The sequence below is a fragment of the Blautia sp. Marseille-P2398 genome (assembly GCF_964240315.1).
Classification (GTDB): domain Bacteria; phylum Bacillota; class Clostridia; order Lachnospirales; family Lachnospiraceae; genus Blautia_A; species Blautia_A wexlerae.
The window spans coordinates 49,333-70,246 of sequence record NZ_CAXSTD010000004.1 but is presented as its reverse complement, the minus strand read 5'-3'; the positions used below and the strand labels follow the sequence as shown (position 1 = coordinate 70,246).

At 43.0% G+C, this 20,914-nt stretch carries 17 protein-coding genes and 7 tRNA genes; all 24 read right to left on the bottom strand.

Annotated elements, in window-relative coordinates; translation table 11 throughout:
• Nucleotides 1-274 precede the first annotated feature (274 nt).
• The 24 genes from ACESZG_RS06160 to aguA all read right to left on the bottom strand — a co-directional run bounded on the left by ACESZG_RS06160 (nucleotide 275) and on the right by aguA (nucleotide 20,895).
• Nucleotides 275-655, bottom strand: a complete 381-nt coding sequence (locus ACESZG_RS06160) for a metal-dependent transcriptional regulator (RefSeq protein WP_055053059.1) — start codon at nucleotides 653-655, stop codon at nucleotides 275-277.
• Between the two features lie 86 nt (nucleotides 656-741).
• Entirely contained in the window at nucleotides 742-1,446 is a 705-nt protein-coding gene (gene deoD, locus ACESZG_RS06155) for a purine-nucleoside phosphorylase (protein ID WP_022380050.1), read from the bottom strand.
• 38 nt (nucleotides 1,447-1,484) lie between these two features.
• A complete protein-coding gene (locus ACESZG_RS06150; protein ID WP_008706220.1) occupies nucleotides 1,485-2,249 on the bottom strand; it encodes a hypothetical protein in 765 nt (254 codons plus the stop codon).
• A gap of 98 nt (nucleotides 2,250-2,347) precedes the next feature.
• Nucleotides 2,348-2,428 (bottom strand) — tRNA-Leu (locus ACESZG_RS06145).
• A gap of 97 nt (nucleotides 2,429-2,525) precedes the next feature.
• Nucleotides 2,526-2,598, bottom strand: a tRNA-Lys gene (locus tag ACESZG_RS06140).
• Between the two features lie 10 nt (nucleotides 2,599-2,608).
• Nucleotides 2,609-2,680, bottom strand: a tRNA-Gln gene (locus ACESZG_RS06135).
• A 9-nt stretch (nucleotides 2,681-2,689) separates the two neighbouring features.
• A tRNA-His gene (locus tag ACESZG_RS06130) sits at nucleotides 2,690-2,763 on the bottom strand.
• Nucleotides 2,764-2,768: 5 nt separating this feature from the next.
• Nucleotides 2,769-2,842 (bottom strand) — tRNA-Arg (locus ACESZG_RS06125).
• A gap of 21 nt (nucleotides 2,843-2,863) precedes the next feature.
• Nucleotides 2,864-2,934, bottom strand: a tRNA-Gly gene (locus tag ACESZG_RS06120).
• 35 nt (nucleotides 2,935-2,969) lie between these two features.
• A tRNA-Pro gene (locus ACESZG_RS06115) sits at nucleotides 2,970-3,044 on the bottom strand.
• A gap of 442 nt (nucleotides 3,045-3,486) precedes the next feature.
• A complete protein-coding gene (locus ACESZG_RS06110) occupies nucleotides 3,487-3,966 on the bottom strand; it encodes a metallophosphoesterase (RefSeq protein ID WP_173704477.1) in 480 nt (159 codons plus the stop codon).
• A complete protein-coding gene (locus tag ACESZG_RS06105) occupies nucleotides 3,963-4,547 on the bottom strand; it encodes an XTP/dITP diphosphatase (protein ID WP_020437077.1) in 585 nt (194 codons plus the stop codon). Before ACESZG_RS06105 ends, ACESZG_RS06110 begins: the two co-directional genes overlap by 4 nt.
• Nucleotides 4,548-4,597: 50 nt before the next feature.
• Complete coding sequence (locus ACESZG_RS06100; protein WP_008706223.1) at nucleotides 4,598-5,749, bottom strand: class I SAM-dependent RNA methyltransferase; 1,152 nt, start codon at nucleotides 5,747-5,749, stop codon at nucleotides 4,598-4,600.
• Between the two features lie 33 nt (nucleotides 5,750-5,782).
• Nucleotides 5,783-6,325 (bottom strand): phosphodiesterase, encoded by a 543-nt coding sequence (yfcE, locus tag ACESZG_RS06095; RefSeq protein WP_055053062.1) that lies wholly within the window; start codon nucleotides 6,323-6,325, stop codon nucleotides 5,783-5,785.
• A 261-nt stretch (nucleotides 6,326-6,586) separates the two neighbouring features.
• Nucleotides 6,587-6,898, bottom strand: a complete 312-nt coding sequence (locus ACESZG_RS06090; RefSeq protein ID WP_025581338.1) for a rhodanese-like domain-containing protein — start codon at nucleotides 6,896-6,898, stop codon at nucleotides 6,587-6,589.
• 125 nt (nucleotides 6,899-7,023) lie between these two features.
• Nucleotides 7,024-7,221: a hypothetical protein gene (locus ACESZG_RS06085; RefSeq protein WP_022379894.1), complete on the bottom strand. Its 198-nt coding sequence runs from the start codon at nucleotides 7,219-7,221 to the stop codon at nucleotides 7,024-7,026.
• A gap of 444 nt (nucleotides 7,222-7,665) precedes the next feature.
• On the bottom strand, nucleotides 7,666-9,270 hold the full coding sequence (locus tag ACESZG_RS06080; RefSeq protein WP_173704478.1) for a xylulokinase: 1,605 nt from the start codon (nucleotides 9,268-9,270) through the stop codon (nucleotides 7,666-7,668).
• 226 nt (nucleotides 9,271-9,496) lie between these two features.
• Complete coding sequence (araA, locus tag ACESZG_RS06075) at nucleotides 9,497-10,996, bottom strand: L-arabinose isomerase (RefSeq protein WP_008708151.1); 1,500 nt, start codon at nucleotides 10,994-10,996, stop codon at nucleotides 9,497-9,499.
• Nucleotides 10,997-11,045: 49 nt separating this feature from the next.
• Nucleotides 11,046-12,137, bottom strand: coding sequence for a GntR family transcriptional regulator (locus ACESZG_RS06070; RefSeq protein WP_373217750.1), 1,092 nt, complete (start codon nucleotides 12,135-12,137; stop codon nucleotides 11,046-11,048).
• Nucleotides 12,138-12,328: 191 nt separating this feature from the next.
• Complete coding sequence (gene srtB / locus ACESZG_RS06065; RefSeq protein ID WP_055059928.1) at nucleotides 12,329-13,216, bottom strand: class B sortase; 888 nt, start codon at nucleotides 13,214-13,216, stop codon at nucleotides 12,329-12,331.
• A complete protein-coding gene (locus ACESZG_RS06060) occupies nucleotides 13,213-17,922 on the bottom strand; it encodes an isopeptide-forming domain-containing fimbrial protein (RefSeq protein ID WP_373217747.1) in 4,710 nt (1,569 codons plus the stop codon). Before ACESZG_RS06060 ends, srtB begins: the two co-directional genes overlap by 4 nt.
• Before the next feature lie 201 nt (nucleotides 17,923-18,123).
• Nucleotides 18,124-18,585 carry a DUF1700 domain-containing protein gene (locus ACESZG_RS06055; RefSeq protein WP_020437299.1) on the bottom strand — a complete coding sequence of 154 codons (462 nt, stop codon included), beginning with the start codon at nucleotides 18,583-18,585 and terminating at the stop codon, nucleotides 18,124-18,126.
• 227 nt (nucleotides 18,586-18,812) lie between these two features.
• A complete protein-coding gene (gene aguB, locus ACESZG_RS06050) occupies nucleotides 18,813-19,691 on the bottom strand; it encodes an N-carbamoylputrescine amidase (RefSeq protein ID WP_055059926.1) in 879 nt (292 codons plus the stop codon).
• Nucleotides 19,692-19,791: 100 nt separating this feature from the next.
• The gene (aguA, locus tag ACESZG_RS06045) at nucleotides 19,792-20,895 is read right to left on the bottom strand and encodes an agmatine deiminase (protein WP_020435604.1); all 1,104 of its coding nucleotides are present in this window, start codon (nucleotides 20,893-20,895) and stop codon (nucleotides 19,792-19,794) included.
• Between the last annotated feature and the right edge of the window lie 19 nt (nucleotides 20,896-20,914).

Below are 20,914 nucleotides of genomic sequence, written 5' to 3'. Positions count from 1 at the left end.
TCAAACTGCATGTGAGTTTCTCCTTCATACGACTATACGGCTTTCCAGCATTCTTCTTTCTACAGCATTGTACCACACCACCATTCGTTGTAAGCCTTTTTTCGTAATCCTTATTCTGCTCCATGGATATTTCAAACAGAAGGTGGAAAAGAAAAAGTTATTGCTATAGACGGGCATGGAAGCTATGTAACAGAAATAGTAGATGACTAACTTTAAAAAATAAACTCCCCACTTCGTCAGAAATTCATCCGACGGGGGGAGTTTATTTTATCCGCTATTCAACTTCCCCAATCACCTTGTGGAAGTGCTCCTTTATCCTAGTAAAACTCTCATCGCTCAGGTCATGCTCTAACTTACACGCATCTTCTTTTGCAACTTCCGGGCTTACGCCGAGACGTTCCAACATCTTACTCAACACTGTATGGCGTTCATAAATATGCATTGCAATCTGAGCCCCTTTATCCAGAAGCGTCACCGTACCATAACGATCCATCGCGATATAGCCATCCTCACGTAACAGCTTCATCGCATGACTCACACTCGGTTTCGATACCCCAAGCATCGTCGCAATATCAATAGAACGAACACCGCCCCCCTGTTTAGACAACACCAAAATTGCCTCCAAATAATCCTCCGCCGATTTTCTAATTTGCATTCAAAATACCTCCCATATTGTTTTGATATTAACACAATATGAGAAATTTTTCAATCGCTCTTCTTGAGAACAGTCGTCATTAACCCTTAAATTCCTAAAGCAATCTCCATCATCCTGTTAAACGAAGTCTGCCTGGCCTCCGCAGAAATTGCCTCATCCCTGAAAACATGATCCGAAATCGTAAGAATCCCCAGTGCCTCCTTACCGGCTCTCGCAGCATTCATAAACAGCGCCGCACACTCCATCTCCACACAGAGAACCCCCATCTTTCTCCATGCCTTCGAACTCTCCGGATTATCTCCATAGAACGCATCTGAAGATACAACAGAACCCACACGAACCGGTGTACCCTGCTCTTTCGCAACCTCTACAGCCCTTGCAACCAGTTCATAACTTGCTGTAGGAGCAAAAGTCCCCGGCAGCTGATACTGGCTTGCATAATTTGAATCCGTACATGCACTCATGGCGATCACAACGTCCATTACGCTTACATCATCCTGCAGCGCACCTGCAGAGCCAATACGAATGATCTTCTCTACATCATAAAAATTATAAAGCTCATAACTGTAAATACCCATAGATGGCATCCCCATACCGCTGCCCATGACAGATATCTGCTCACCCTTATAAGTTCCGGTATAACCAAACATATTTCTCACTGTGTTAAAACATACCGGATTCTCCAGATATGTCTCCGCAATATATTTCGCACGCAGCGGATCTCCCGGCATCAGAACCTTCTTTGCAATATCACCTTTCTTTGCACTGTTGTGTGGTGTTGGAATACTCATAATCACCCTCTCCTTTCCCGTAATGCTACATCACTGCATTATTTATCATCACCTGTAAGCCGCAGCACATCCCTGATCTCTTCTTCATCCATATCAAGAATAATCGCCAGCTCCTCTACACTGAACTTTGAACTTTCATCCTCTTCATCCTCTGTAAGTTCCCGAACTGCCGCTTCCAGCTTCTCCACCTTTGCTACCAGATAGTCATCCTCAAATTTCCTCTGTGTCTGCTCCTCGATAGCATGGCGGATTCCACACCGGATACGTCCAAGCAGCCATTTCTCATCTTTCTCTTCCGGTTCTTCCTCTCCCAGAGCCATTAGAAGGCTTATATTTGCCTCCTGAATCAGATCAGCGATAAAAATCTCCTCACAGTTCATTTCAACCGCCATTTCGGCTGCTGCATGCAGATACTTCTGTGACAGCTCTGCCTGTGCCAGAGCATCTCCCTTTGAAAGCAATTCAAAAAGTTCTTCCGCACTTCTCTCTCCCTGCTCCTGTTCTTCAAGACCTTCCAGATATTCTTTCAGATATGCCTCTTCCTCCGCTGTCAGAGGAACTTTTTCTTCTTTTTCTTCGGATACTTCTTCCGGTCCGGTCTGAGATGCTGCTGAAATCTCCTCGGCACCCTCAATGGAAATACCTTTTAATTTTAAATACTGTAATATCTTAATCAACTGTGACTTATCCAGGTCAAGTTCGCCAAAGCATTCCTTTATCTGTTCCGGTTTCAATACTTTGCCATTCTTCTCTCCAAGTTCACATACTTCTGTAAGTTTCTGCTGAAATTTCTGTATATCCATAGTCAAAATCTCCCTGTCCTGTTTATAACTTAACTATACAACAAAAAACTATGCCTGTAAAACAAAAAAGCACCGTTTTAACCGGTACTTTTTCTAAATGCGGATAACAGGACTTGAACCTGCACGGGAAGCCCACTGGTACCTAAAACCAGCGCGTCTGCCAATTCCGCCATATCCGCATTTTCTCATATTCTCAGAGTGTACCTGAAAAATCATTCTCGCACTCTGCAAAAGCAATAAAATAGCGGAAACCTCACAGAAGATTTCCGCTATTAATGAAGCATCGGGGATTCGAACCCCGGACAACTTGATTAAAAGTCAAGTGCTCTACCGACTGAGCTAATGCTCCATATAAAAGACTGGGCTAGCTGGATTCGAACCAGCGAATGCAGCAGTCAAAGTGCTGTGCCTTACCGCTTGGCGATAGCCCAAAGGCGAAGGGTGGATACAGGGATTCGAACCCTGGGCCTCCAGAGCCACAATCTGGCGCGCTAACCAACTGCGCTATACCCACCACAGCGTGCCTGAAGGGATTCGAACCCCCGACCCACGGCTTAGAAGGCCGTTGCTCTATCCAGCTGAGCTACAGACACATCTCTCTGTACATACAGAGAAGCGGGTGATGGGAATCGAACCCACGTATCTAGCTTGGAAGGCTAGTGTTCTACCATTGAACTACACCCGCATTTCGCTGAAACGGTAATGTTGTTGTTACAGCAGTCGGGGTGACAGGATTCGAACCTGCGGCCTCCTGGTCCCAAACCAGGCGCTCTAGCCAAGCTGAGCCACACCCCGCTGTTTTTCTTTATTTATTTGTGCTTCGTTGTCCGACGCAAGACATATTATATGTTAAGCAACCCCAAATGTCAACACCTTTTTTCATTTTTTTTTGATTTTTTTTGAAAAAGTGATTTTTTATCCCTCAAAAAGTTCCTGAAACCCGCTAAACACAAGGCTTTGCGGGCTTTTCACTTTTTTCGAAAAAATCGTTTTTTTTGTTCGCAAAAAGGGGTTTTTTACTGATTTTTGAGATTTTTTGTAAAAAGATATTTTTTTTATACAATAAAAAAATCTTAACTTTTTTTATTTTTTCTTCTATTTTTTTACTGTCACGTATCTGCAAAAAGAGGTATTGCCGTTATCCGATCAACAATACCTCAAAAATATACAGTCAGATGAGTCAGGCGGATATTCGCAACCTCCGCAAGTAACTTACCTGATTCAGTTAAATAATTTTTCAGAGGTATCTGATCTCGACCTGAGGATCTTTTCCCTCTTCTATCTGCATAACTGCATAGCTTGGCCTGCGGCCTCTCTGACGCGGGTAGGTAAGACTGCCGGGATTAATTACCAGAATCCCATCCTCATTCTCGATCAAAGGCATGTGAGTATGACCATACATTGCAATCTTACATCCCTTAGCCTGCGCATTCTCAACAAGTTTATCATAATCCTGGGACACAAAATAGTGATGTCCATGTGTAACCAGTATCTTATGTCCCTCCAGGGTAACTTCTTCATCATAGGGAAGATCTGTAAAAAAGTCATTATTTCCTGCGACAATCGTACATGGGCACTCTGCCAGTGCCTCAATGAAAATCTCTCTGCCTTCCACATCACCACAGTGGATCAGATAATCAAAGGGAGCTTCTCTGAGCACTGTCTCTTCCAGATTCTCATCCTGTCCATGAGTATCGCTGACGATCAGTACCTTCATTTCAGTTCATCCTTTATGGCACGTAATGCTTTTCCCCTGTGGCTGATCTTATTTTTCTCTTTGCCGGAAAGCTCTGCAGAAGTACATCCATATTCCGGCAGGTAGAAGATCGGATCATAGCCGAAGCCGTTCTCTCCCTTCTCCTCATAGCCTATACGGCCTTCCATTGTTCCACGCACTGTTTTTACACTTCCATCCGGAAAAGCCGCTGCAACGGCGCATACGAACCTTGCAGTACGCTTCTCGTCCGGAACTCCGTTCAGTCTCTCTATCAGACTTGCATTTTTGATATGATATGAGGTATCTTCTCCCATATAACGGGCAGAATAAATGCCCGGCTCTTTATTCAGATAGTCAATCTCCAGACCGGAATCATCTGCCAGAGTGATCTCCCCTGTCAGTTCGCAGATAGTCTTCGCCTTGATCACAGCATTTTCCTCAAAAGTAGAACCATCCTCTACAATATCTGCATGGATTCCCGCTTCTTTCATAGAAACAACCTCTACATCCATATCTGCAAGGATCTCGCGGATTTCTCTCATTTTATCCTGATTTCCGGTAGCAAAAATTATTTTTTTCATAATCCTTTGTATCCTCTTTTTATTTTGATTTTTCGCAATTACATAAGCACTCAGCTACGGTTTTTCTTCGGTGGGCGCGGCCCAAGGAACTGATAGTAATAGGTCTTAAGCATACCATTATAGATCTTACGGTTTTTATCTGCTTTTCGCCCGATATCGTTCTCCGCTTTCTCATAAGATGTGATCAGATACATGGACCACTTGTCAAGCCTTTCATAGCTTTCCCCGATTTCACGATAAAGCTGAGTTAAATTCTCTTTTTCTTCCAGTCGTTCCCCATAAGGAGGGTTTGTGATGATGAATCCATATGGTTTGGGATGGCGGAGATCTTTTACCGCTCTCTGCTGGAAATGGATCAGCTTGTCCACACCTGCCATTTTTGCATTAGCTCTGGCAGCCTTCAACGCCTCAGGATCAATGTCAAAGCCCTGGATATCTGTTTCAATATTAAGATTTATCCTGTCCTGTGCCTCTTCATTTGCATCATACCAGCATTTTCTCGGAACCAGATGCTTCCATTCCTCAGCAAGGAAGGAACGGTTCATGCCGGGTGCAATATCTGCTGCCATCATTGCTGCTTCAATAGGAAAGGTACCGCTTCCGCAGAAAGGATCTACCAGAATCCTGTCTTTATTCCATGGTGTAAGCATGATCAGAGCAGATGCCAGTGTTTCTGTGATCGGAGCTTTCACTGTCATTTTACGATATCCTCTTTTATGCAGAGATACCCCTGAGGTATCAATACCGATCGTGGCCACATCTTTCATAAATGCCACGCGGATAGGAAAGCTTGCCCCATCCTCTTCAAACCAGGACACCCCGTATACGCCCTTCAAACGCTCTACAATGGCTTTTTTCATAATGGACTGGATATCAGACGGGCTAAAGAGCTTACTCTTCACAGAATTGGCCTTGGCAACCCAGAATTTCCCATCCTTGGGAATATAATTTTCCCATGGCAGGGCTTTTGTCTTTTCAAAAAGCTCGTCAAAGGTTTCTGCCTTTACTTCTGCTACTTTCAGCAGGATTCTTTCTGTGGAACGCAGAAAGATATTGGCATCTGCGATTCCCTGTGCATCTGCCTCAAATGTTACTTTTCCATCCTCTACTTTGGTAATCTCATAGCCCAGATCAAGGATCTCACGTTTCAGCACAGCTTCCATACCGAAATGACATGGAGCGATCAGTTCAAATTTTTCCATTCTTTATCCTTTCTATATGTAGATGGGACTTCCCTATAATTCTATGCTCTTAACAATATTTCCCTCAAAATCCTTAATTGTAAACACACCGTCCTCAAAGATCGCATATGTAGGCGGGTTTCCTTCTTTTGGAATGGAAACAGAACCCGGGTTGAGAAGTACATAGCCTTCTTTCTGCTCTGCTTTCAGTACATGGGTATGTCCATGGATCAGAATATCTCCTTCCTGGATCGGAGGCAGATTATTTTCATTGTAAATATGCCCATGTGTGGCATAAAAGGTTCTTCCATCCAGGTTCAGAATACAGTAGTCTGCCATAACCGGAAACTGCAGGACCATCTGATCGACCTCAGCTTCACAATTCCCACGTACAGCATAAATTTCTTTCTTCATGTCATTAAGCATGGAAATGACCTGTTTGGGAGCATATTCTCTGGGAAGATCATTTCTCGGGCCATGATAGAGCAGATCGCCCAGCAGTACCAGGCGTTCTGCCTTTTCTTCTTTATAGGCATCCAGCATTTTTCTGCAGTAGTATGCAGAACCATGGACATCTGATGCAAACATATATTTCATAGTTTTGTGTCTCCTCTTTTATAGTGTGCCGACGAGTTGATTCTTGAAACAATCTTGCAGGATAAATTTTTTTATTTCAAGGCGGAGGAAGGAGGCGTAGCGGTGGCTACGGCGACCGACGACAACGCGGAAATAAGAAATTTAGACGCAAGATTGTTCGAGAAATCAACTTGTTGGCACAATAGGTATGCCGACAGATTGATTTCTGAAATAACCTGAAGATATACCGGTTCGTATTTTTTCTCTTACACCTTATCATGCTTATGGCGAAATTACAAGATTTCTTCCCCGATATGCTCCAAAACCGCCTATAACAGACCTGGTACAGTACCCAAGCTTTGCAAGCTGCCTTGCAAGCAGAAGGCTTGCCCCGCCCCTGTCGCAGTACAGAACCAGTATTTTCCCTTTTGGAAAGGCTGTATATCCGTCTATTTCTCCATATGGCATGTTTACGGCTCCTTTTACATGACTGTGCATATAAGACTCTTTTTCTCTCAGATCTATGATCAACGTGTCCCTTCGGCCCACATAATAATCCAGCATTTTTGCAGAAATCGTTTCCACCGGAAACATGGCAGACTCCTTTTTGTTATATCATATGATATCAGGGACAGATGTGCCACTGCCTGACAAAAAACAGCCGACACATAAATTGGCTCACAGCAGATCAGGAGGGGCATTTCCCCCTCCTGATCCAATCAATATCTGTCTTCTTCTGAGCTGTAAGACTGGGAAGTTTTATTTTTTGCTTTACTTCTACAATCTGTCTCGTTTTTGCTTTTCACACTGTTTTTTGCATTACCAGCATGGTTCATTTCATTGCCATAGCTGTTCTTATCTGAAGTTCCTGTGTAATTTCTGCTGTTTTTACTCTCAGATTCATAGTTTTTTGCCATTATTATTTTCCTCCTGATGAGATTTATCTGCCCGGATCTCCTGATACTCTGCAAAATCCGGTTTTTTTCTTCCACACTTCATCGCTGAAAGTGCTTCACATTGACTATTATCCCAAAAACCGGGGGGAATATTCATCAAAATATGTTGCTTTTTTCACCAAGCTATATTATAATCATAGCTGTAAAAAGAATTTACCCTTCAAAAATTTTTTTTACATAAACCCCTTATTTAATTATTTATACTCCCCTTGAAAGTCCCGGCAGCTCCCCTGCCGGGGCTTTCTCTTTGTATTTATTCGGCTGCGAATCACTTGATAACAATTTCAGAAAAACTGCAAAAAACAGCATCGCCGGTCTCATGATCTGCGATGCTGCTCTGTTTTTTATATTCTTCTTTTCCTATTCATTTTCATATGCGCCGGCAAACAGTTTGTTTCTCAACATTTACCAGATTTCAGACTCTACTGCTGCTCTTTCAATAGAAAGACCTTTCATATAGCTGTCCATAAATGCATTGAATCCAGCCACACCTTCCGGTTTTGGATCCAGTGTGCTGCTTTCCTGATCTGCAAACACTTTATTATCAAGGAAGCTTTCCAGAGTCTCACCTTCTTCTTTATTTACCAGATAAGAAGCAAGAAGTGCGATTCCCCACGCTCCGCCCTCACCTGCAGTAGCCATTACAGATACCGGTGCATTGACAGCATCTGCCAGAATCTGCTGTCCTACGCCTTTTGTCTTGAATAATCCTCCATGACCAAGAAGACGGTCTACTTTTACATTTTCTTTCTCAAACAGAAGGTTCAGACCTACCCTCATGGCTCCAAGGCATGTATACAGATTGGTTCTCATAAAGTTTGCAAGATTGAATTTGCTCTCAGGAGAACGTACAAATAACGGGCGTCCTTCTTCAAAGCCTGTCATATGCTCGCCTGAGAAATAGCAGTAAGACAGAAGTCCGCCACAGTCCGGATCTCCTTCAAGTGCTTTATTATAAAGGGTTCCGAACAGTTTGTTCATATCCCCTTCCATACCCATAGCTTCTGCAAACTCTTTAAATATATTTACCCATGCATTCAGGTCAGAAGTACAGTTGTTGGAATGAGCCATAGCTACCAGATGTCCGGACGGAGTGGTAACCATATCAATTTCTTTATAAGGTCTGGAAAGCTCTTTTTCCAGAACGATCATGGCAAATACAGAAGTTCCTGCGGAAACATTACCCGTACGTACTGCTACACTGTTTGTGGCAACCATGCCTGTTCCTGCATCACCTTCCGGAGGGCACATCGGGATTCCGGCTTTCAGTTTTCCTGTTACGTCGAGAAGTTTCGCACCTTCTTCTGTAAGAACACCGGCATCTTCACCTGCAACAAGGGCTTTCGGCATAATATCGCGAAGTTTCCATGAGAATCCATAAGGAGCAACCAGTTCATCGAATTTATCAACCATCTCCTGGTTGTAATCTGCCTTTGTGGTATCAATCGGGAACATACCTGCTGCGTCACCGATACCGAGAACTCTCTTTCCTGTCAGTTTCCAGTGGACATAAGCCTCCAGAGTTGTAATATAATCGATATCTTTTACATGTTCCTCGCCATTAAGAATTGCCTGGTACAGATGTGCGATACTCCATCTCTGAGGAATATTGTAATTAAACAGCTCCATCAGCTTTTCACTGGCTTCCCCTGTAATATTATTTCTCCATGTACGGAATGGTACAAGAAGTTCTCCCTCTTTGTTAAATGGCATATATCCATGCATCATGGCGCTGACGCCAAATGCACCTACAGATTCCAGTTCTATGTCATATTTTGCCTTCACATCCCTTGCCATATCCTGATAACAGTCCTGAATGCCTGTCCAGATATCATCAAGGCTATATGTCCAGACACCGTTTTCATAACGATTTTCCCATTCATGACCGCCAGATGCGATTGGCTGATTTTTATCATCTACAAGTACTGCTTTGATCCTGGTAGAACCAAATTCAATACCAAGCGCTGTTTTGTTAGCGAGAATCGCTGCTTTTGCTTCTGCTGCTCCCATTTTTATGTACCTCCCTGTTTCTCTGTTATTTATGATTACAGATCATTCGACAATCTATAATCATATATTGTTTGTACACCAATATTATTGCATTTCTTTTATTGTTTTACCATGGAAATTTTACGGTTTTAACATACTTTTTATTACTTTAAACTTCTCAGGGCGGCCATTCCAGGCAGTTAATTTCAGCCTGATATGACAGCCTCTGTATTAATTACAAAAATTATTATTTTCTGAATGCAAGTTCATTCCATCTCAGTTCATTCTTGAAATCACGAATATTTGTATCTTTATCAATGTAAACAGCTTCAATACCCATAGCTGCTGCCCAGTCACCCATCTGCTCTGCTGTCAGGTCATAGGAAAATGCTGTATGGTGGGCTCCGCCTGCAAGGATCCATGCTTCTGCACCTGTCTTAAGATTTGGCTGTGGTGTCCAGAATGCACTTCCTACAGGAAGCTTCGGCATCGGTTTCTCAACCTTCTTGCATTCCACATCGTTGATGATCAGACGGAAACGGTCTCCAAGATCGATCAGGGATGTTGCAATACCCGGGCCTGTCTTGCTTGTGAATACAAGTCTTGCAGGATCTTCTCTGTCACCCATGGAAAGCGGGCATACTTTAATGCCGATCTTACCATCTGCGACAGACGGGCATACCTCAAGCATATGAGACTGAAGGATTCCTTCTTTTCCAGGTACAAAGTTATATGTATAGTCTTCCATCATGGAAGTTCCTTTTGCATCTTTTACACCAGCTGTCATGATCTTCATCAGACGAACCATTGCAGCTGTCTTCCAGTCGCCTTCTGCACCGAATCCATAGCCTTTTTCCATAAGTCTCTGGATTGCAAGTCCGGGAAGCTGTTTAAGAGCACCCAGATCTCCAAAGTGTGTAACGATTGCCTGATAATTTTTCTCTTCCAGGAATTTCTCAAATCCGATCTCAATCTGAGCCTGAACTGCTACATGACGTTTAAATTCTTCCGGATCTCTTCCCTCAAGAAGAATATCATATTTGCTGTAGTATTCATCTACCAGCGCATCTACATCACCTTTAGCTACATCTTTTACATAATCAGCAATCTCATTTACAGGATAAGCATCAACTTCCCATCCGAATTTGATCTGTGCTTCTACTTTATCACCTTCTGTAACAGCTACGTTTCTCATGTTATCTGCTACACGACATACGCGGATATGGCTGCTCTCCATGATACCAACTGCTGTACGCATCCAGGAAGCAAGTCTTTCCTGAACATCTTTATCTGCCCAGTGTCCGACAATAACTTTTCTTTCGATTCCCATTCTTGTAACAATATGACCATATTCACGACCGCCATGAGCAGACTGGTTTTCATTCATAAAATCCATATCAATGGTATCATAAGGAATCTCCTCATTAAACTGTGTATGAAGATGGCAAAGCGGTTTTCTGTATTCTTTCAGACCAAGGATCCATGATTTTGCCGGTGAGAAAGTATGCATCCATGTGATAACACCTGCACAGTCCTCATCTGCATTTGCCTCATTAAATGTTTTACGGATCAGTTCGTTTGTGATCAGTGTTGGTTTCCATACTAATTCAAATGGAAGAACACCACTCTTGTTTAATTCCTCAACAATGATTCTGGAATGCTCAGCAACTTTTCTTAAGCACTCATCTCCGTAAAGATCCTGTGAACCTGTACAAAACCAGAACTTATAGTTTCTTCCTGTTTTCATGATAAAATTCCTCCTGGATTTATTTTTATTTTTTATTTATTTCATTTGTTTACAATATTTTTCTGCATGATCCCCGTATGATCAGTTCCGGATAAATCAGTCTTTCAACCTTACTTTCTTCTTCAGGAACTCCGTTGATCTTCTCAAGTATAAGCTCTGCTGCCATTTCTCCCAGCTTTTCCTGCGGATGAGCTATCGTTGTGATTCCGCTTCCTCGCTGAGCATACAGTGAATTGTCATAACCGGTAATGGAAATATCATCCGGTATCCTGACTCCCATTTTCTCCAGTTCTTCCATAACCTGAACAGCAATCTGATCATTGTAACAGACGATTCCATCCGGAAGCTGTCCGCTCTGTACCATTTCTTTTGCCATCAGTGCAGGTTTTACTTTCCTGTCCTCTGTATGAAACCAGACAACATCATCAGGATCATAGGCAATCCCTGACTCCTGTAAGGCCTTCACATATCCCTTGTGGCGCTCCAGTCCCTGCATATCGTCTGCCTTAAAGAAACCCTTGATCTTTTTATGTCCCAGTTCCAGCAGATATTTTGTTACAAGATAGCCTCCCTGTGCATCATCCATAAGAATATGAGGTTTATCCCTCATTTCTGAATAGATTCCCTGAATAAACACATACGGAATTTCAAATTTATCCAGATTCTGATAAAGATTTCTGTGTTTACAGATCATCTCACTTTTGCTTGGTTCAATGATCAGTCCATCAATATCTTTCTTCAGAAGTTCCTCCAGACATCTGGCCTCTTTCTGTCTGCTGTTTGCTGTGTTTTTCAGGATAATACTGTAACCGCTTTCTGAAAGGACATTATCCATTCCCTGTATCAGTCTCGGAAAAATATAATCAGAAATATATGTGGTCACTACCGCAATATTCTTTGAATTCTTTATATGGCGCACATTCTCAGAGCAATAAGTACCTCTCCCGTGAAATGCCTCCACATATCCGTCCTGCTCCAGGATTCCCAGTGCCTTACGAACCGTATGTCTGCTCAGGGAATATTTCTGTGAAAGCTCATTTTCTGAAGGAAGCTTCTCTCCCGGCCGGATAGCTCCTGACATAATATCACTTCTGAGCTGTTCCATCAGTGAGAAATATTTCGGCTTTCCATTATCTGTCATGTCTTCTTCCCTCCTGTATTTAGGATACAACTTGTACGCACGTACGAACAAGTTGTTTTTTATGCATAAATTATACAAAATATCGAGAGATTTTTCATTAGTTTTTTCCAAAACACCTCGAGGGATAGTGATATGTGAACAGTAACAGTTCATCCTTTACGAAAGTTACCAATATCCGATTGATTTCAACATCACTTCGGCTCAGCTTTTTCTATACCATAACATTCATGGCAAATCCCATGTACCGCCATACGTATTTCTTTATCCAGACGTGAATTACAGGTGATCAGAGTCACCATTCTCTCCCTTTCATCAGGCTCTACTCCTGTGTCATACATGGAATTATTTTTCAATATAGATAATTGTCTCCTGTATGCAGGACTGGATAACTTGTATCCATATTCAAATGCCGGGCTTTTGGAAGATGCCTGTTCCACAGAAAAAATTTTGTACAGAAACTTTCTTTTTGGTGTTGTGATCTCAATTTCAGGACATTTTTTCAGAAATTCAGGCTGTTCATAACGGTTCAGATTTGCAAACATCATATTACCTTCTATATTATGCCCGTAAAGAATACTGTGGGAATCTGTAAAATTCTTTTTTATGTCATGTTCCAGAAAAATACATCCAAACAGATCTTCCTCTCCTCTGAAATTATGTTTCAGGTAATATTCATCATCTGCCGCCTGAACTACAGGATAAGAAATATCGGCTCCCGGGACAGTAATCCAAGCAACTGTCTGAGAGTTGATCTTTCTTAAATTTTCCCAGGAAATCCCGAAGGATTCCCTGATTTCATCTGTACAGTTTTTGTTTTTTGATTCAGAAGATCTTCTCTGTTTTTTCCTGCGTTTTTTTTCACTGTTTTTTGTACTGCTGTCTTCATCAGTTTTTTTGCCATCTGCCAATAATCCGGCACCTTCTCTGTTCTTCACCCCTGCCATTTGGGAAAGCTCTGCATATTCCTGCCTTGCTGCAAGATTCTGTTCATAACTTTTTATATAGAAGCCGGCACAATATATAAGAAGCCCGATTGCTGCTATGATCATACTTACTGCAAATGTTCTGAGTTTTTTCATTTCCGCGGCATACCCTTTATATTTCTTTTCCCGGAAACAGTTCTTCTGTAGATCACCACACCTCCTGTCAGCAGTCCCATTCCGATAAGTCCAAGAACAGCCATCATTTTAAACGGTCTGACATCTCCTGTTTTAGAACTTCCTGCCATGGAACCACCCTGATAGCTTCCGTATCCACCGGAATATCCACCCGAATTTGCGTAACTGCTGCCTCCGCTTCCGGAAGTCGTTCCTCCATTATTTCCACCATTGTAAGATGCCAACGGTGCTTTCGTCGGTACAGGAGTCATTTTCGGGCAGGTTCCCGGTACAGATGGTGTTGGTGTGGCTTTTGGCTGCTCTGTCGGTTTCGGTACTTCTGTAGGTTTTGGTGTCTCTGTCGGCTTTGGTGTTTCTGTTGGTTTCGGTGTTACAGACGGTGTTGGTGTGGCAGTCGGTTCTGCTTTTGCTTTCACATATGCCTCCTGCTGTGCAGTAATTTCCGGTGAAATATCACCTCTTGCTTTCGCTGTGTTTACAATTTTTTCAGGCTCTGTGCTTTCTGTTTTAAATACCATTTCATAGCAGACTTCAATTTTATCCATATCTGACAACGATGCTCCTGTCTGAATTACAAATCCTGTATCATCTGCCTCTATTTTGGCATCTTTCAGTTCTATACCGTTTTTCTTCACAAAAATGCTGTCTTTTACAATGGAAGCCCCTTGGGTTTCCAGTTTATCTTCGATAACAATATTCTGATCTGTGACATCCTCACGCAGTTGTCTTACTGTCAGTTTATAATATCCTTTTTCACCGGACGCATACTCTTTCTTATCTGATTCCTTCACAATTTCCAGAATCGGACTGTGTACCTCTGTCTCTGCTTCCCCGGTTGCAGGTATCTTTTCACTGCTGTCTGCAACTGCAGTATTGTGCACTTTCTGTCCTGCCAGGGCTGCATCAATCACTGCTGCCTGATATTCCACGATCATACTTTTCTGTTCCTGACAGTCCAGAGGATTATACATTACCTGCTCAAAAAGACCGCCTTTATCATTATCGCAGATACTATATCTACTATCCCTGACCAGTGTCCTGCCTGTTGACATCAGGAAAGTATTATCATCATTGATCTGTACATCAGCATCTGCCACATTTCCTTTCTCATCCATCAGAATCACCGAATCCTTCAGAAGACGTACTCCCTGAGTATCGATCACATCCTGCAAAGTAACATTACGCGCCACACATCCGGTCTGCTCCTGTGTCAGGACAATGCGATATGTAATAATATCACCATATTTGTAAAATGGTTTGTCCGTCGTCTTCTCTACTTTAAGAACAGGCGAGTTCACCCAGATTTTTGAGGAGTCCTTTACTTTCTGTGCATTATCTGCATACGCCTGTGCTGTATTTACAATCTCCATCCCATTTACGCTTTCCTGCGCAGTACAGCGGAAATTAACAGTCACAGGTGTCTGATACGGAAGATCTGAAATCGTCACGATCCATCCGGTTCCCTGACGTGTAACCTGACAGCTGACCGGTTTTTCCACTGTTTCTTTATAATTTTCCGGATTCAGCTGATTTCCTGCATCATCAGTTCCTGCCACCGGATTCTGAATAACAGCCGGAACACCGCTTACAGTAACAGCATCTTCAGCTCCGTCCAGAGCCAGCCCTTCAGGAAGGGAAAGATCACTGATCACAAGATTTCTTGCGATAGATCCCTTCTGAAGATTATTAACCGTAACCTGATAATTCACCTGTTCTCCTACCCGAAATTCATTTTCCGCACGTCCGTCCCCGGCTGCCAGATATGGATTCTGAAAACTTTTCTCAATAGAAAGAACTGCTGTATTTACATACACTTCTGCGTCATCCTGTGAAACAGGGGCATTCTGCGCCTGCACATTGGCAACATTAATGCTTTCCATTCCATTTGCCGCTTCCGTAACTGTGCAAAGGAAAGAAATCATAACCGGAGTATTTGCCGGAAGATCTGAAATGTTCAGTCTCCATCCGCTTCCCTCCTGAAGAAATTCATAATTCACCGGTTTCTCTGATGTCTCATTATAAAATTCCGGATTGAGCTGGTTCAAAACATCTTTGGTCCCTGCTGTCAGCTGCGTAATATTCTGCGGGATTCCGCTTACCGATACATCCTCTGCCGATGAAAGCGCAAGTCCTGCCGGCATACCGGTATCCCAGACAGTTACGTTCCGGGCCACTGTACCTGCTTTTTTATTCTCCACCACCACATTGTACTGTACCTGTTCTCCGACCTGCCATTCATAATGATCTGCAGATTTCTCAATCCAGAATTCTCCTGAATTTACATATACTTCTGCATCATCAGATCTCTCATCTGTATTAGCAGCTTTTACAGTTGCTGCATTTACGCTTTCGTGTCCATTTGCCTCTTCCTGTGCGATACAATGGAAAATAATCGTTACAGGCTGACTGTATGGCACATAAGAACAATAAAAGGAAAATCCGTTCTCATCTGCATTCAACTGAGAATCCACAGGTCTCGCTTCATATGCCTGTCCTGTTTTCTTATCCGGTACGGGATAGTTTACCTGTTGCTGAACTCCCAGTACTTCCATGCTCTGTGTACCACCTGCCAGAACCAGTCCCTGCGGCAGACCAATATCAGTAATAGTTACATCTTTTGCAATTGTTCCTGCCGTTACATTATTCACCACGATCCGGTAAGCTACCTGCTCTCCTGCCTGCCATTCATATTTGTCTGCTGTTTTATCAATTTCAAGCTGTGGACTGTTCGGCCATACTTCTGCCATATCCTTTCTGGATTCCTGTTCTCCTGTCTCAGGATTGATCAGATTATCCGCTGTTGCAGTCACAATATTTTCCCATTCCTGTCCATTGGAATCCGCAGATGCCTGACATTTAAAACGGATTGTGATCGTCTCCCCATACTTCAGGGACGGACACTCTGCTTTCCATCCATTTTCTCCCTGTCCGGTAAGCGTACAGTTCTCACCTCCCTGACTTGTCTCTACAGCATACTGCCCTTCCAGAAGCTGCAGACATGATGGAAGCTCGTCTGTAATAACAACATTTACTGCTTTTACATCCTGTTTTGTCTGAGAAACCAGAATCTCATAATCTATGATATCTCCCGTTTTCCATTCATACTGAGAAGTATTTTTCTTTACTTCCAGTTCCGGTGGAATCACACCCTTTACCCACACTGTTTCCGTATCCATTGTATCTCCGCTTCCGTTTGTACGTTCATAACTCATGGATGCATGGTTTGATACAAGAATACTGTATCCATCCTCTGCAAGGTATTTTGAAATGTTAATTTCTGATTCCGGTCTCTGGCGTACTTTTAAAGTAAATGTGTAAGTCTGATTATCTGTAAATGCTTCATCCTGAAGGCTCTCTGCTTTGGCCCTGCAGGTCACTTTCTGTCCTTCAACAGCAACATCAAACCAGTCTGTCACTGTCTGCCCTGTATCATTCACAATACTGACTTTTGATGCATCCTCTATAGTAAGACAATCCTCAAGTATATCCTGCACTACAAAGGATTTCAGTCTATTGGGTGTCACCTCTGCCCGGATCATATACTGAAATTCCTGTCCCTGACGAATGCCAAAAGGTTTTTCTTTTGATGCGGCAGCTGCCTGTTCCCATGTACAGTTTGCCTCTCCCACACGTTTTTCAGGTGCTTTTTTCATCTCAACATCGCCGAAACAATAGGATGTAAAATCAAAATATGCATATGCTTTACAGTATTTCTGTCCTTTAAAGTTCGGACAATAACTGTTGCCTGATGGATCCAGATATTTATTTCTTGTAATCTCTGCCCATCTTTCCTGAGAACCGGCTTTTGCAATGGCATCTTCACGACTTTTATCCCATTTATCCAGTCTGAACTGATGACAGAATTCTACCGTAAAATTATCTGTATTATAAAAAAGATTCAGCCATCCTCTCGGATCATCCGGCTCAACGGAACCAAGGGGTGAGCTTACAGAATTTCCATCTACCGTCAGATAATCATTGTTTTTCAGAACATATGCATTATCCAGACTGCTGTCTGACGGAATACGGACTCCCTGTCCCGCATCAATATCACGTATGGTTCCATGGCCACTGATCGGCAGTGTTTCTTCTGTTCCATGCTTCAGAAACTGAAACTTAACCTTTGCGTATCCTACAGAATAAATAAATACACCGATACTGTTTTTGGAAAAGCCAACCATTGGATAAGCTTCATTATCTTTCCATGCAAACGTAGCTCCGCCTTTATTCTGAACAATCGATTCTGCAGTGCGCAGATCATAACGGGGTTCTGCATTCTCTACTCCCACAAGAATGAGTCTGACATCAACAATATTTCCATTTCCATCTTTTCCTACATTGTTATAACGCATCCCTGCGCTTCCGGCTTTATAGTCCGCTCCTACACGAACGCACTCTGTGTCACGTTCGCTTTTTCCATTGTCTGAAAAAGCTTCCCTGTCCAGATTATCACACCCAAAAGATTCATATGTGGTAATTCCGGGCTGAAACTTCATGTTAAAGCGATAACCATAATCTACCACCTTGTCACTGTCCCATGTTTCTACAGTTAACGGTGCCGCCTGAGTTACGCAGACAGGCACAAGCCCCAGAATTGCCTGCAGAATAAAAAGTATTGCAAGCAGCAAAGCTCCAAGGCGTTCTTTCAGTTTGAAATTGTGTTTCATTTTCCGTCTCCTTTCCGAACAAAAAATATAAAAATAAATGTGGGATTTTTCCCTGCACCAGGCAGGATTAAAGAATAGAAATAAGTTGAAATGTATGATTATAAATATTCAAGGGGAATTAATATCGTGAAACAAGAACGTTTACACTTAAGATTTTAAGATTCTGCGCAGGGTTTCTTTTCTGAAACCCTGCATAGATTTTCATTGATCATTTCTTTTCTTCAGCCATGAAAGAAAATAAAGAATAATTGCAAGAATTATAAAAAACGGAATCGCAACTCCGATTATCAGTATCAGTAAAACAATTATAACAGCCGCTGCTGCAATAACAACAGCCCTGCCATGCCAGGTAGAAAGATCGATTACTTTTTTCCATCTTTTCTCCTGCTGATGAGGAAGCTCTGTCTCATTGCCATAACTGCTTCCGTAAGAAGAATACTCTCCGTAATCTTCCTGTGTACTTCCATCATCTGTATCGATCAGAGTTTTTGCTATCAGATGTGGATCTCCCAGTTCCTGCAGTACCTCCTGCTCTGAACGTCCGCCACGTACCTGAGACTGTATATAATCTTCATAATACCTGATATGTGCCGCTGCTTTGCCTTCCTGCATCTGCCCGGCAAGCTGGCTTCTCAGGATTTCCAAAAATTCTTTTCTGTTCATCTTCTACACTCCATTTTGCCAGAAATACATATCAAAACTCTACTGCTCTCTCCGTTATCAGTAACGTTCGTACTCTTATTTTACCATATATACCGCAGGTAGCAACTAATATAATCATAAACTTTTTATGAAATTCTTATAAACTCAGTTACTGTTCACTCCGTTCTCAGTAACTGAGCCAAAATTCATTCCAGATTGCCTGCGGCAATGGAAGTTTGGCTTGTATGTCATTTCCCGACAATTTTTGCATACATCTCCGGTCTGCGGTCTCTGAAAAGTCCCCAGTTCAGTCTGTCTGCCTTTAATGCATCCAGGTCAAAAGTGCTTACAAGCACCCCCTCTTCCCCTCCGGGCAGTTCTGCACAGAGAGCACCTGTGTTGTCTGTGATAAAAGAAGAGCCGTAAAAATTAAGAGCAGATTTCTGCATTCCGTTTTCCGGACATGGCTCCACTGTTTCCTCACCGATTCTGTTGGCAGCGATCACAGGGATCAGGTTGGAGGCAGCGTGTCCCTGCATACATCTTCTCCAGTGTTCCATGCTGTCACATTCCAGGATGGGTTCACTGCCGATGGCAGTGGGATAAAAGAGAAGCTCTGCTCCCTGCAGTGCCATACATCTTGCCGTTTCCGGGAACCACTGATCCCAGCAGATTCCAACTCCAATGGTTCCAAATCTGGTATCAAAAACCTTAAAGCCGGTATCTCCCGGTGTGAAATAGAATTTTTCCTGATAATAATGGTCATCCGGAATATGTGTTTTCCGGTAAACGCCGAGATTCTTCCCATCTGCATCCAGAACCGCAACGCTGTTATAGGTATTATTGACCTCTTTTTCATAAAAACTGACCGGGATCACAATCCCCAGCTCTGCCGCTACCCTGCTGAAATGACGCACTGCAGGGTTTTCCTCTGCAGTCTGCGCATATTCATAATACTCATATCTGCGCTCCTGGCAGAAATAGGGCCGTTCAAAAAGCTCCGGAAGAAGAACAATCTCAGCTCCCTTTGCTGCTGCCTGACGCACCAGTTCCTCTGCATGGGCAATATTTTTCTCCACACTTTTACTGCATTTCATCTGAACTGCTGCCACTGTTACATTTCTCATCCTGTCTGTTCCTCCTGCTCCTGTTTACATAAGTAAGTTTTTTCATAACTTTCAGGTATAACCCTCAAACACATGACTCTCAAAGTTTTCTGCATCAAGGTCAGATATTTTTTCCGGGAATCTGCTGGGTAATACAGTGAATATTTCCACCGCCGACAATGATGGCTCTGGCATCAATGGGATAAATCCTTCTTTCAGGAAAACACTTCTGCAGAATCTCCACTGCCCTTTTGTCATTTTCATCCCCAAATTGTGGAAGGATGATCCCTCCATTGGAAATATAGAAATTCACGTAACTGGCAGCCATCCGTTCTCCTGCTTCCCGTTCGTCTTCTCCCTCTTCAAACACAAAGCCATCCACATCTTCCTGGGTAAGGCAGACCGGTTTCTGAGGAATCGGAAGCTTATGAATCTTAAATTTTCTGCCTTTTGCATCTGTTTCCTGTTCCAGCACCTTCAGATCAGCCAGCGACATGGCATACTGCGGATCTGTCTCATCCTCTGTCCATGCAAGCACAACCTCTCCGGGCCTTACAAAAGCGCACACGTTATCCACATGCTCATTGGTTTCATCCTGATAGATTCCACATGGAAGCCAGATAATCTTGTGGACACCGAGCCAGTACTTCAACTGTTCCTCTATCTGTTCCCTGCTCATCTGAGGATTGCGTCCCTGACTCAGAAGACAGGCCTCTGTAACGATCAGAGTCCCCTCTCCGTCAGAATGGATGGAACCGCCCTCAAGCACAAAAGGTCTGGCATCCAGACATGGACAACCAAGAGTCCTGCAGATAAAGGCAGCCACCCTGTCGTCCTTCTCCCAGTTCCGGTAAAGTCCATCAAAGTCTCCTCCCCAGGCATTAAACTGCCAGTCAACTCCACAGACCGCCCCTTTCTCATCCAGAACCATGGTTGCTCCCACATCTCTGGCCCAGGCGTCATCTGTCTCGCATTCCAGCAAAGTCACACCGGAAACATTCCCAAGCTGATTCTTTGCATTCTCCATCTGAGCTTTGGAAACCAGCATATACACCTTTTCGCTCTCTCCAATAGCCTCTGCAACTTTCACAAATGCTTTCTGTGCTTCCCTTGCCCCATAATTCCAGGAACCGGGACGTTCCGGCCAGATCATCACACATCCCTCATGAGGCTCAAATTCTCCGGGCATACGATATTTTGTTCTGTTCTTCTCTGTAACTTCCATGTCTGTCTCCTTTTCTTTG

Coding starts and splice junctions, on each gene's coding strand:
- araA (WP_008708151.1), bottom strand. CDS start 10,996: ATGAAAACAGGAAGAAACTATAAGTTCTGGTTTTGTACAGGTTCACAG.
- ACESZG_RS06150 (WP_008706220.1), bottom strand. CDS start 2,249: ATGGATATACAGAAATTTCAGCAGAAACTTACAGAAGTATGTGAACTT.
- ACESZG_RS06085 (WP_022379894.1), bottom strand. CDS start 7,221: ATGGCAAAAAACTATGAATCTGAGAGTAAAAACAGCAGAAATTACACA.
- ACESZG_RS06055 (WP_020437299.1), bottom strand. CDS start 18,585: ATGAACAGAAAAGAATTTTTGGAAATCCTGAGAAGCCAGCTTGCCGGG.
- yfcE (WP_055053062.1), bottom strand. CDS start 6,325: ATGAAATATATGTTTGCATCAGATGTCCATGGTTCTGCATACTACTGC.
- ACESZG_RS06080 (WP_173704478.1), bottom strand. CDS start 9,270: ATGGGAGCAGCAGAAGCAAAAGCAGCGATTCTCGCTAACAAAACAGCG.
- aguA (WP_020435604.1), bottom strand. CDS start 20,895: ATGGAAGTTACAGAGAAGAACAGAACAAAATATCGTATGCCCGGAGAA.
- ACESZG_RS06060 (WP_373217747.1), bottom strand. CDS start 17,922: ATGAAACACAATTTCAAACTGAAAGAACGCCTTGGAGCTTTGCTGCTT.
- deoD (WP_022380050.1), bottom strand. CDS start 1,446: ATGAGTATTCCAACACCACACAACAGTGCAAAGAAAGGTGATATTGCA.
- aguB (WP_055059926.1), bottom strand. CDS start 19,691: ATGAGAAATGTAACAGTGGCAGCAGTTCAGATGAAATGCAGTAAAAGT.
- ACESZG_RS06105 (WP_020437077.1), bottom strand. CDS start 4,547: ATGAAAAAAATAATTTTTGCTACCGGAAATCAGGATAAAATGAGAGAA.
- ACESZG_RS06070 (WP_373217750.1), bottom strand. CDS start 12,137: ATGACAGATAATGGAAAGCCGAAATATTTCTCACTGATGGAACAGCTC.
- ACESZG_RS06100 (WP_008706223.1), bottom strand. CDS start 5,749: ATGGAAAAATTTGAACTGATCGCTCCATGTCATTTCGGTATGGAAGCT.
- ACESZG_RS06110 (WP_173704477.1), bottom strand. CDS start 3,966: ATGAAGGTACTGATCGTCAGCGATACTCATGGACAGGATGAGAATCTG.
- ACESZG_RS06090 (WP_025581338.1), bottom strand. CDS start 6,898: ATGTTTCCGGTGGAAACGATTTCTGCAAAAATGCTGGATTATTATGTG.
- srtB (WP_055059928.1), bottom strand. CDS start 13,216: ATGAAAAAACTCAGAACATTTGCAGTAAGTATGATCATAGCAGCAATC.
- ACESZG_RS06160 (WP_055053059.1), bottom strand. CDS start 655: ATGCAAATTAGAAAATCGGCGGAGGATTATTTGGAGGCAATTTTGGTG.